This is a genomic window from Nonomuraea sp. NPDC049649, from assembly GCF_040675175.1.
GTDB lineage: Bacteria > Actinomycetota > Actinomycetes > Streptosporangiales > Streptosporangiaceae > Nonomuraea.
In genome coordinates this window covers 38477-49012 of record NZ_JBFAOH010000046.1, presented here as the reverse complement: position 1 = coordinate 49012, position 10536 = coordinate 38477, and the positions used below count along the sequence as shown (strand labels likewise).

11 protein-coding genes are annotated in these 10536 nt (G+C 72.2%); 5 read left to right on the top strand and 6 right to left on the bottom strand.

The window, feature by feature from the left end; translation table 11 throughout:
* On the top strand, positions 1-1161 hold a 1161-nt coding region (gene groEL / locus AB0J42_RS33390), incomplete at its 5' end, for a chaperonin GroEL (protein WP_364301642.1).
* Positions 1162-1164: 3 nt separating this feature from the next.
* Here groEL and AB0J42_RS33385 read toward each other — a convergent pair.
* From AB0J42_RS33385 to AB0J42_RS33370, 4 genes are read right to left on the bottom strand one after another with little or no spacing between them, the layout of a single operon-like run.
* Positions 1165-2160 (bottom strand): LacI family DNA-binding transcriptional regulator, encoded by a 996-nt coding sequence (locus tag AB0J42_RS33385; protein ID WP_364301640.1) that lies wholly within the window; start codon positions 2158-2160, stop codon positions 1165-1167.
* On the bottom strand, positions 2157-3002 hold the full coding sequence (locus tag AB0J42_RS33380) for a carbohydrate ABC transporter permease (protein ID WP_364301638.1): 846 nt from the start codon (positions 3000-3002) through the stop codon (positions 2157-2159). Before AB0J42_RS33380 ends, AB0J42_RS33385 begins: the two co-directional genes overlap by 4 nt.
* The gene (locus AB0J42_RS33375) at positions 3002-3910 is read right to left on the bottom strand and encodes a sugar ABC transporter permease (protein WP_364301636.1); all 909 of its coding nucleotides are present in this window, start codon (positions 3908-3910) and stop codon (positions 3002-3004) included. Before AB0J42_RS33375 ends, AB0J42_RS33380 begins: the two co-directional genes overlap by 1 nt.
* A complete protein-coding gene (locus AB0J42_RS33370; RefSeq protein WP_364301634.1) occupies positions 3907-5229 on the bottom strand; it encodes a sugar ABC transporter substrate-binding protein in 1323 nt (440 codons plus the stop codon). The genes AB0J42_RS33375 and AB0J42_RS33370 overlap by 4 nt, the downstream gene beginning before the upstream one ends.
* A gap of 157 nt (positions 5230-5386) precedes the next feature.
* Between AB0J42_RS33370 and AB0J42_RS33365 the strand changes: the two genes are divergently transcribed.
* Both AB0J42_RS33365 and AB0J42_RS33360 read left to right on the top strand, forming a co-directional pair.
* Complete coding sequence (locus AB0J42_RS33365) at positions 5387-7375, top strand: beta-galactosidase (protein WP_364301632.1); 1989 nt, start codon at positions 5387-5389, stop codon at positions 7373-7375.
* Between the two features lie 15 nt (positions 7376-7390).
* On the top strand, positions 7391-7636 hold the full coding sequence (locus AB0J42_RS33360; protein WP_364301648.1) for a glycosyl hydrolase 53 family protein: 246 nt from the start codon (positions 7391-7393) through the stop codon (positions 7634-7636).
* Here the strand turns inward: AB0J42_RS33360 and AB0J42_RS33355 are convergent.
* Positions 7633-8769 carry an acetate/propionate family kinase gene (locus AB0J42_RS33355; protein ID WP_364301630.1) on the bottom strand — a complete coding sequence of 379 codons (1137 nt, stop codon included), beginning with the start codon at positions 8767-8769 and terminating at the stop codon, positions 7633-7635. The two genes, AB0J42_RS33360 and AB0J42_RS33355, sit on opposite strands and share 4 nt — an antisense overlap.
* Positions 8770-8881: 112 nt before the next feature.
* Here AB0J42_RS33355 and AB0J42_RS33350 point away from each other — a divergent pair, with 112 nt between their 5' ends.
* Together AB0J42_RS33350 and AB0J42_RS33345 are read left to right on the top strand one after the other, a co-directional pair.
* Complete coding sequence (locus tag AB0J42_RS33350; RefSeq protein WP_364301628.1) at positions 8882-9670, top strand: alpha/beta hydrolase; 789 nt, start codon at positions 8882-8884, stop codon at positions 9668-9670.
* Positions 9671-9739: 69 nt separating this feature from the next.
* A complete protein-coding gene (locus AB0J42_RS33345) occupies positions 9740-10264 on the top strand; it encodes a DUF6328 family protein (protein ID WP_364301626.1) in 525 nt (174 codons plus the stop codon).
* Here the strand turns inward: AB0J42_RS33345 and AB0J42_RS33340 are convergent.
* Entirely contained in the window at positions 10238-10531 is a 294-nt protein-coding gene (locus AB0J42_RS33340) for a monovalent cation/H(+) antiporter subunit G (protein WP_364301646.1), read from the bottom strand. The two genes, AB0J42_RS33345 and AB0J42_RS33340, sit on opposite strands and share 27 nt — an antisense overlap.
* Positions 10532-10536: the final 5 nt, after the last annotated feature.

The window sequence follows — 10536 nt, the reverse complement described above, 5'->3', positions numbered from 1 at the left end:
CTCATCGCCGAGGCGATGGACAAGGTCGGCAAGGAAGGCGTCATCACCGTCGAGGAGAGCAACACCTTCGGCCTGGAGCTGGAGCTCACCGAGGGCATGCGCTTCGACAAGGGCTATCTGGCCCCGCACTTCGTCACCGACACGGACCGCTTCGAGGCCGTGCTGGAGGACCCGTACATCCTCCTCCTCAACTCGAAGATCTCCGCGGCCCGGGACCTCATCCCGGTGCTCGAAGCCGTCATGGGCACGGGCAAGCCGCTGCTCGTCGTCGCCGAGGACGTCGAGGCCGAGGCGCTGGCGACGCTGGTGCTCAACAAGCTGAAGGGCGTGCTGCGCTCGGTGGCGGTCAAGGCCCCGGGCTTCGGCGACCGCCGCAAGGCGATGCTGGCCGACATGGCGATCCTGACCGGCGGCCAGGTCATCTCGGAGGAGGTCGGCCTCAAGCTGGAGAACGCCACCCTCGACCTGCTGGGCCGGGCCCGCAAGGTGGTCGTCACCAAGGACGAGACCACGATCGTCGACGGCGCCGGTGACGCCGACGCGATCGCCGGCCGGGTCAACGAGATCCGCGCCGAGATCGAGCGCAGCGACTCCGACTACGACCGCGAGAAGCTCCAGGAGCGGCTGGCCAAGCTGGCCGGCGGGGTGGCCGTCATCAAGGCCGGCGCCGCCACCGAGGTCGAGCTGAAGGAGCGCAAGCACCGCATCGAGGACGCCGTGCGCAACGCCAAGGCGGCCGTCGAGGAGGGCATCGTCCCCGGCGGTGGCGTGGCGCTGCTGCAGGCCGGCGCTGCGGCTTTCGACGGGGCCTTCGACAAGCTGGAGCTGTCGGGCGACGAGGCCACCGGTGCCGCCATCGTCCGCAAGGCGCTGGAGGAGCCGCTCAAGCAGATCGCGGTCAACGCCGGCCTGGAAGGCGGCGTGGTCGTGGAGCGGGTCCGCGGCCTGGAGCCCGGCCGGGGCCTCGACGCGGCGGGCGGCGACTACGTCGACATGTTCGAGGCGGGCATCATCGACCCGGCCAAGGTGACGCGCTCCGCCCTGCAGAACGCCGCCTCGATCGCGGGCCTGTTCCTGACGACCGAGGCCGTCATCGCCGAGAAGCCGGAGAAGACCCCGGCCGCCAACGGGGCCATGCCCGGCGGCGACATGGACTTCTGACCGTCAGGCGGACTCGCGGATCACCAGCTCGGTCGGCAGCACCACCGGCTCGACCTTCTCGGCGCCGTCGAGCCGGGCCAGCAGCAGGTTGATGGTCTCGTGCGCCGTCTCGGCCAGCGGCTGCCTGATCGTCGTCAGCGGCGGGAGGGTGGAGGTGGCCACCGACGAGTCGTCGAAGCCGCCCACCGCCACGTCGTCCGGCACCCGCCGCCCCGCCGCGCGCAGGGCGGTCAGGGCTCCCGCCGCCATCAGGTCGGAGGCGACGAACACCGCGTCGATGTCCGGGGTGCGCTCCAGCAGCTCGGCCATCGCCCGCTCGCCGCTGGCCTGGGTCCAGTCGCCGTGCGCGATGAGCCGCTTGGACGCCTTGCGGCCCAGCACGTCGGCGAAGCCCTCCAGGCGCTGGATGCCGCCGGGCGTGTCCATCGGTCCGGTGATCATGGCGATCCGCCTGTGGCCCCGGCTCACCAGGTACTCGGCCATCTGCCGGCCGCCGAGCCGGTCGTCCGCCGCCGCGTACGGGATGACGTTCTCGCGCCCGATCACCGCGCCGCACGAGACGCACGGAGCGGCGGCGGCGAGCGCGTCGACCAGCGGGTCGCCCGCGTGGGTGGTCACCAGGAGCACGCCGTCGGCGTGCCCGCCGCGCACGTAGCGGACCACCCGCTCACGGTCGCCCGCGTTGCCGGCGAGCATCATCACCAGCGAGATGTCGCGCTCGGCCAGCCGGCGGATCGCCACCCGGATGAGCGTGCTGTAGTTGGGGTCCTCGAACAGCCGCTCCTCCGGCTCCGACAGCACCATCGCCACCGAGCCGGTCCGCTGCGTCACCAGGCTGCGGGCGGCCCGGTTGACGACGTAGCCGGTCTCGGTGATGGCCCGCTCGATCGCGGCCCGCGCGGCCGGGCTGACGTAACGGTCGCCGTTGAGCAACCGGGACACCGTGCCGCGGGACACGCCCGCGGCGGCGGCGACGTCGTGGATGGTAGGGCGCTTCATTTCACCGCTCCGGAGGACAGGTCTGTCCTCCAGTATCGCTGCATCGTGAGGAAGAGCGCGATCAGGGGGATGATCGACAGCAGCGCCCCGGTGAGGATCAGGTTGTACAGCGACGGCTGGTTGGCCCCGGCCGCCAGCAGCGTGTAGAGCCCGACCGTGAGCGGGAACTTGCCGTCGTCTCCCAGCATGATGTACGGGAGCAGGAAGTTGTTCCAGATAGCCACGAACTGGAACAGAAAAATCGTCACCATGCCCGGGACCATCAGCGGCAGCGCCACCCGCGACATGAGCGTCCACTCGCCCGCCCCGTCGATCCGCCCCGCCTCCAGCAGCGAGTCGGGGATCGCCGCCGTCGCGTACACACGGGCGAGATAGATGCTGTACGGGGAGAGGATCTGCGGCAGCAGCACCGCCCAGTACGTGTCCGCCAGCCCCACCTCGGAGAACAGCAGATACTGCGGGATGGCCAGCACCACCGCCGGCACCAGGATGCCGCCGATCAGCAGGTTGAAGATCAGCGTCCGGCCCGGGAAGCGGTACTTCGCCAGCGCGAACCCCGAGACCGCCGCCACCAGGGTGGCCAGCAGCGAGCCGCCGCCCGCGTAGACGAACGTGTTGACCAGCCAGAGCCAGAACACCCCGTCGCGGTAGGCCAGCAGATCGGACACGTTGGCGAAGAACCCGGTGCCGAAGGCCATGGTCGGCGTGGTGAACAGCTCCCCGGGCGACTTGGTCGCCGCGATCAGCACCCAGCTCACCGGGAACAGGCAGTAGAGCGCGCCGATCAGCAGCACCGCGGTCGGCAGCAGCCCGGTGGACCGGCGGGTCGAGACGGCGGCCATCAGCCCTCCCCGAAGGCGCGGTCGCGGACCACGCGCAGAAATCCGAACGCCAGGACGAACGAGACGGCGGCGATGACGATCGAGGTGGCCGCCGCCGAGTACAGGTCACCGGTGACGAAGGCGTCCCGGTAGACCTTCATCAGCGGGCTCCACGTGGAGCTGATCGTGTTGGTGAACGGCCGCAGCGTCGTCGGCTCGGTGAACACCTGGATCGTCGCGATGATGGAGAACACGGTGGTCAGGATGATCGCCGGCAGCAGCAGCGGGATCTTGATCCGCAGCGCGATCTGCGTCTCGGTGGCGCCGTCGAGCCGGGCCGCCTCGTAGTAGTCGCGCGGCACCGCCCGCAGCGCCGTGTAGAGCACCAGCATGTTGAAGCCGGTCCCGCCCCACACCGCCACGTTGGCCATCGAGTACGTGACCGTCGTCGCGGCCAGCAGGTCCACCTCCAGCACCGCCCGGATCGGGCTGAGCGACGGCAGGTAGAGGAACCCCCACAGCAGCGACGCGGCCACCCCCGGCACCGCGTACGGCAGGAAGATCGCGATCCGGCCGAAACGGGCCAGCCGCACCCGGGCCGAGTCCAGGGCCAGCGCGAACACCAGGGCCAGCCCCAGCATCACGACCAGCACGATCGTGCCGTACCCGAGGACCCGCAGCCAGCCGGCCCACAGCTCGCCGTCGCCGATCGCGGCGGCGAAGTTGTCGAACCCCACGGACACCTCGCGCCGCGACCCGCTCCCCAGCCCGAGCCCGGACACCTGGGTCCGGCGCGTCGCCAGGTAGACGGTGTAGCCGATCGGCACCGCCAGGAAGAGCACGAAGAGCACCATCGCCGGCGTGAGGAACAGGTACGGGGCGAGCAAGGGGCGGCGCGAGCCGCGCCGCCTCTTCGCGTTGTACGTCATGACGCCAGCGAGAATCCGGACTTGCGCATGTCGGCGACGGTGGCCTCGTGCATCGCCCGGACGGCGTCGGCGAACGGGCTGCCGTCCTGCAGCGCCTTGTCGAAGCCGTCCCGGAAGGCGTTGTACGTGACGCCGACGTTGGGCCCGAAGGTGAAGCCGCGCGCCCCGGCGGAGGCCTCGGCGGCCCGCTGCCAGAAGTCGGGCTGGTTGGCGAAGTAGCCGGGCGCCTCGGTCAGCGCCGACTGCGCCTTGGTGGCCGCCGGGTAAATCGCGGCCTCCTTCACCAGCACGTCGAGCGCCTCGGGGTCGGTGTTGAGCCAGGTGGCGAACTGGGCGGCGGCGGCCCGGTGCGGCGACTTGGCAGCGACCGCCACGGAGGAGCCGCCCCAGAAGCCGGTGTGGTTCTCACCGGCGTTCCACTGCGGCATCGGGGCGATGGCCCACTTGCCCTCGGCCTTGGGCGCGTTGCTCTCCAGCGTGCCCGGCGCCCAGACCGCCGACGGCCAGGTGAGCAGCTTGCCGTCGTTGAGAGCCTTGTTCCACTCGGGGGTGAAGTACGGAGTGTCGTCGATGACGCCCTCCTTGACCAGGCCGCCCCAGTAGTCGGCGACCTTGACCGTGGGCGCGTCGGCGACGTCGACCTTCCAGGCGTCGCCGGCGATCGACCACCACTGGGCGCCGGCCTGCTGGGCGAGGCCGGTGAACGCGCCCGGGTCCTTGCTGGAGAACGTGCCGAGATAGACCTTCGGGTCCTTCTTCCGCACGGTGCGGGCCGCCTCGGCGTACTCGTCCCAGGTCTCGGGGACCTCGATCCCGTACTTCTCGAACAGGTCCTGGCGGTAGAAGAGCATCATCGGGCCGCTGTCCTGCGGGACCGCGTACACGCCCTCGGTGCCGAGCGTGACCAGCCCCCACACGCCGTCGCCGAACTCGCCCTTGACCGGCTCGACCTCGGCCTTGATGTCGGCCACCGCGTCGGCGGCCACGAACGACGGCAGGTGCTGGTACTCGGCCTGGACCAGGTCCGGCGGGTTTCCGGCCTTGGCCGCGGTGAGGAACTTGGCGGCGGCGTCGTCACCGCCGGCCTGCTTGCTGACGGTCACCTGGATGTCGGGATGCGCCTTGTTCCACACCTCGACGACCTTGTCCATGTTCGGGGCCCATGTCCAGTAGGTGAGCTTGACGGGGCCCTGTGGAGCCTGGGACGGCGACTCCGCCGCCTCCGGCGTGCCGGCGGGCTCGCCGCCGCCGCATCCGGCGAGGGTCAGGGTGGCCGCGAGCGCTGCGGCCAAGGCGGCACCGAGGCGGGTGGCACGCATGCATACCTCCAGAGTTCTCTGTGAACGTGCACAGACTGGAACAGGCATGAGCGCCGGGTCAAGGGCCCGTTACGCTCTCGTTAACACCTGGTCGGGTTTCCAAGAGCGTGCCGGAGCGCTACTGTGCACGTTCACAGAAGTTCGACAAGGGGGATGGATGTATCCGGAGCGTCCGGCCGGTATCGCCTACGGAGGGGACTACAACCCCGAGCAGTGGCCGCGCGAGGTGCACGAGGAGGACGCGGCGCTGATGCGCGAGGCCGGGGTCAACCTGGTGAGCCTCGGCATGTTCTCGTGGGCGCTGATGGAGCCCGAGGAGGGCCGCTACGAGTTCGGCTGGCTGGACGAGATCATCGACCGGCTGCACGCCTCCGGCGTCGCCGTCGACCTGGCCACACCCACCGCCGCGCCGCCCGCCTGGTTCACCGCCCGCCACCCCGACACCCTCCCCGTCAACCGGGAGGGCGTGCGGATCGGCTTCGGCGGCAGGCAGAGCGCCTGCTCCAGCGCGCCCGCCTTCCGTGAGGCCACCGCCCGCCTGGTCCGCGCGCTCGCCACGCACTACCGCGGCCACCCCGCTGTGGTCATGTGGCACGTGCACAACGAGTACGGGGCGCCGCTGGGGGAGTGCTACTGCGAGCACAGCGTCGCCGCCTGGCGCGACTGGCTGCGCCACACCTACCGCGACCTGGCCGCGCTCAACGAGGCCTGGGGCACCGCGTTCTGGGGGCAGCGCTACACCGCCTGGGCGCAGATCGACGCCCCCCGCCACAACCACACCGCGGTCAACCCGGCCCAGCGCCTCGACTTCGCCCGCTTCAGCGACGAGCAGCACCGCGAGCACTACCGGCTGCAGCGCGACATCCTGCGCGAGATCACCCCCGGCGTCCCGGTGACCACCAACTTCGCCGGCACCGTGAACTGCAAGTCGACCGACCTGTGGCAGTGGGCCCGCGACCTCGACGTGATCGCCAACGACCACTACCTCAAGGCCGAGCAGCCCGACAACCACATCGACCTGGCCATGTCCGCCGACCTGGCCCGCTCGGTGGCCGGCGGCGAGCCGTGGATGCTCATGGAACACTCCGCGAGCGCCGTCAACTGGCAGCCCCGCAACATCGCCAAACGGCCCGGCGAGATGCGCCGCAACAGCCTCGCGCACGTCGCCCGCGGCTCCGACAGCGTGCTGTTCTTCCAGTTCCGCGCCTCCCGGTTCGGCGCCGAGAAGTTCCACTCCGGGATGGTGCCGCACGCCGGCACCGGCTCGGAGCAGTGGCGGGAGGTGGTCCGGCTCGGCGCCGACCTGCGCAAGCTCGCCGGCGTGCGCGGCAGCCGGGTCCGCGCCGAGGTGGCCGTGGTGTGGGACTGGGAGTCGTACTGGGCGCTGGAGCTGGACTGGCGGCCCTCGGTCGACCTGCGGTTCCGGGAGCGGGCCGACGCCTTCTACGAGACGCTCTGGCGTGAGCACGTCACCGTCGACTTCGTCCACCCCTCCGCCGACCTGACGCGCTACCGGCTCGTGGTCGCGCCCAGCATGTACCTGCTGACCGAGGCCTCGGCCAAGAACCTGCACCGGTACGTGGAGGGCGGCGGCCACCTGCTCGTGTCGTACTTCTCCGGCATCGTCGACGAGCACGACACCGTACACCCCGGCGCCTACCCCGGCGCGCTCCGCGAGGTGCTGGGCCTGTCGATCGAGGAGTTCCACCCGCTGCGCGAGCACGAGACCGTCGCCGTCACCGGCGGGTACGACGGCCGGATCTGGTCCGAGCGGATCCTGCCCTCCGGAGCCGTCGCCGAGCACTCCTTCGCCACCGGGCCGGACGCCGGGCACCCCGCCTTCACCCGCCACGACCTCGGCGCCGGCACCGCCTGGTACCTCGCCACCGCCCCCGTCACCGGGCTGCGCGAGCTGCTGACCGGCGTGCTCGACCACGCCGGGGTGAACCGCCCGCGCGGCCTGCCCGACACGCTGGAGCTGGTCCGGCGGGGCCGCCACCTGTTCCTCATCAACCACGGCGACGAGCCGGTGACGGTCGAGGGGGTGACCGGCACGAGCGTCTTCGACGGGATGCGCCACGACGGGCCGGTGACCGTCGCGCCCGGCGCCGTCACGGTCGTCGAGGAGCAAGCCCCCACCCCTTAGGAGAGCACCACAACCCTGGAGGCATTCCAGGCCAACATCGACGACGTCGCCACCCGCTACCGCAAGCCGGTGGCCGTGGTCGAGACCGGCTACCCGTTCACCACCGCCGACGACGACGGCTGGGAGGCCACTTGGACCGGCGTGCCGGGCAACGGCTGGGACCCGGCCGACCCGTCCACCGGCAACGCCTGGGAGAACCAGGCCCTGTCCGGCTTCGACGACAGGGCACTGCCCGCCATGCGGGCGCTCGGCCGCGGCTAGACCTCGACAGCGGGACCGTACAGCTCGCGCAGGCACTCGCGGGCGAGCTGGAGCTCCTCGTGCGGTTCGACGACGAGCACCGGCACCGCGGTGCCCGCCGGGCTGATGAGGCCGTCGTCGGCGCGGTTGCCGCTCACCGGCGGCTCGACGCCGAGCAGGCGCAGGCGGCGGCAGACCGCCTCGCGCACCTCGGGCTGGTCCCAGCCGATCTCGCCGGTGAACACCAGCGCGTCGACGCGGCCCAGCGAGGTGGCCGCGGCGGCGATCTCGCGGCTCACCCGGTGGCAGAACACCCGCAGGGCCAGCGCCGCCTCCTCGTCGCCGTCGCGCTCGGCGGCGACGAGGTCGCGGGTGTCGCCCGAGCGCCCGCCGGACAGGCCGAGCAGCCCCGACTCGTGCTGCAGCCCGTCGCTCACCTCCGCCAGGCTCAGCCGGCCGTCCAGCAGCCACAGCAGCAGGCCGGGGTCGACGCCGCCGGAGCGCCTGCTCATCGGCAGCCCGTCCAGCGGGGTGAAGCCCATCGAGGTGTCCAGGCTGCGCCCGCCGGACACCGCGCAGACCGAGGCGCCGCCGCCCAGGTGGGCGAGGACCAGGTCCAGCTCCGCGACGGGACGGCCGAGCAGCTCCGCCGTCCGGTCCGCCGCCCACGCGTACGACAGGCCGTGGAAGCCGTAGCGGCGTAGCCCGTACCTGTCCCGCCACGGCCGGGGCAGGGCGTAGACCGCGGCCGAGTCCGGCAGCCCGGCGTGGAAGGCGGTGTCGGGGCAGAGCACGTGCGGCACCGCGGGCAGCAGCTCGCGGGCCGCCTCCAGCAGGGCCAGCGCGGGCGGCAGGTGGAGCGGCGCCAGCCCGGTGATGCCGCCGAGCGCGGCCACCAGCGCGTCGTCGGCCACGGCCGGCGCGGTCAGCAGGTCGCCGCCGTGCACCAGCCGGTGCGCCACCGCGCCCACGTCCCGGTCCAGGCGGCGGCCGAGGAACTCCGACACCTCCGCCCGCGCCGACCCCGGATCCACGGCCCGCCCGCTGTGCGCGCTGTCGACGACCGCGCCGCCGTCCACGAGGTCGAGGCGGAGGCTCGACGAGCCGGCGTTGACCGTCAGCACCGCCGCGCCCGCCCAGTCCGGATCCAGCATGCCGGTCGCCCTACCCTGGCCCGCCGAAGCGACACCAGCCCCGACAGCGCGCCCGGAATTTCAGTGAATTTCGTATTAGTGAATCGGCGGCCCGGGGCGGATTATGGTGCACGTGATCGAACTCGGCTATGCCCGCACCCCGTTAGGACAGATCCACTACGCCGAATGCGGGACCGGTGAACCGGTGCTGCTGCTCCACCAGACACCCCGTTCCTGGGACGAGTACCGCGAGGTGCTGCCGCTGCTCGGCGCCCGCCACCGGGCCATCGCGATGGACACCCTCGGCTTCGGCGCCTCCGCGCCGCCGCCCGAGCACACGATCGAGGCGTACGCGGACGGCGTGCTCGCCCTCATGGACGCCCTCGGCCTCGACACCGCGGCGGTCGCCGGGCACCACACCGGCGGCGTCATCGCCGTGGAGGTGGCGGCCCGCGCTCCGGGGCGGGTCAGCCGGCTCGTCCTGTCGTCCACGCCGCTGGTGGACGCCGAGGCCAGGCGGCGGCGGAGCGGCCGGCCGGTGGTGGACCACGTGACCGAGAGCGAGGACGGCTCCCACCTGCTGGAGCTGTGGGCGGGCCGGGCCGGCTTCTACCCGCCGGACCGCCCCGACCTGCTGGCCCGCTTCGTCCGCGACGCGCTGGCCGCCCGCCCCGACCCCGGCGGCGGCCACCGGGCGGTCGCCGCGTACCGGATGGAGGACCGGCTCGGCCTGATCCGCTGCCCGGTGCTCTGCGTGGGCGCGGCCCGCGACCCCTACGCCTTCCCCGAGCTGCGCCCGCTGGCCGACCGGCTGCCCGGCGCGGCCACGGCGGTCATCCCCGGCGGCATGGTGCCGCTGGAGTTTCAAGCCGCCGAGTTCGCCCGCCTGGTGGGAACGTTCCTGGCCGGCGAGGAGTTTTGAGCCGCCTCCCCAAGGCAGTATCTCCTTCGGCTTTGCCCGACTTTGACCCGGGCCCGGGAGGCGGTAGACGTGGAACAGGTATCCGAACAGGCGAAGGAGACCCGGGAGGAACGGGCCGACCGCAACTTCGTCGAACTGCTGCAGGGCTCGCGCGTCGCCGTGACGGGCGTGCAGGTGCTCTTCGCCTTCCTGCTCACCGTGCCCTTCTCGGAGGGCTTCGCCCGGCTCAGCGCCTTCGACCGGTGGCTGTTCTTCGTGGCGCTGGTGTCCGCGGCCGTCGCGTCCATCTGCTACATCGCGCCCGCCAACCAGCACCGGACGCTGTTCCGCCAGGGACTGAAGGAGAGGCTGGTCCGCCGCTCCAACCACTACGGCATCGCGGGCGCCCTGGCACTGATCCTGTCGATGGTGTCGGCCACGATGCTGGTCGTGGACCACCTGTTCGACTCGGCCGTCGCCTGGTCCACCGCCGGGGTGGTGGCGGCGCTGGCCGCCTGGGCCTGGTTCGCGCAGCCGGCGCTCGACCGCTCCGCCCGCTCCGCGCCGCCCGAGGAGGACGGCCGCCGCTCAGGAGGCGTCGGAGCCGGCCTTTGAGCGGCGGTAGTCGGCCCGCGCCACCACATACGCGGCCACCGACACGGTGATGATCTGGGCCACGGCGACGATGATCAGAGGACCGGCCGTGGCCCAGGTCGGATTCCGGAACCACATCGCCAGCAGCACCAGCAGCACGCAGAGCACCTGCGGCTTGGTGGCGACGTGCATCCGGTCCAGGGTGGAGCGGAACCGCACCATGCCCCACCCGGCGCTCAGCGCGAGCACCGCCCCGGCCAGCAGGCAGACGGCCGCGGCCACGTCCATCAGGC

Excerpts from the sequence above, each read along its gene's own strand:
- AB0J42_RS33385 (WP_364301640.1), bottom strand. The coding sequence starts at position 2,160 with ATGAAGCGCCCTACCATCCACGACGTCGCCGCCGCCGCGGGCGTGTCC.
- AB0J42_RS33380 (WP_364301638.1), bottom strand. The coding sequence starts at position 3,002 with ATGGCCGCCGTCTCGACCCGCCGGTCCACCGGGCTGCTGCCGACCGCG.
- AB0J42_RS33375 (WP_364301636.1), bottom strand. The coding sequence starts at position 3,910 with ATGACGTACAACGCGAAGAGGCGGCGCGGCTCGCGCCGCCCCTTGCTC.
- AB0J42_RS33370 (WP_364301634.1), bottom strand. The coding sequence starts at position 5,229 with ATGCGTGCCACCCGCCTCGGTGCCGCCTTGGCCGCAGCGCTCGCGGCC.
- AB0J42_RS33365 (WP_364301632.1), top strand. The coding sequence starts at position 5,387 with ATGTATCCGGAGCGTCCGGCCGGTATCGCCTACGGAGGGGACTACAAC.
- AB0J42_RS33355 (WP_364301630.1), bottom strand. The coding sequence starts at position 8,769 with ATGCTGGATCCGGACTGGGCGGGCGCGGCGGTGCTGACGGTCAACGCC.
- AB0J42_RS33340 (WP_364301646.1), bottom strand. The coding sequence starts at position 10,531 with ATGGACGTGGCCGCGGCCGTCTGCCTGCTGGCCGGGGCGGTGCTCGCG.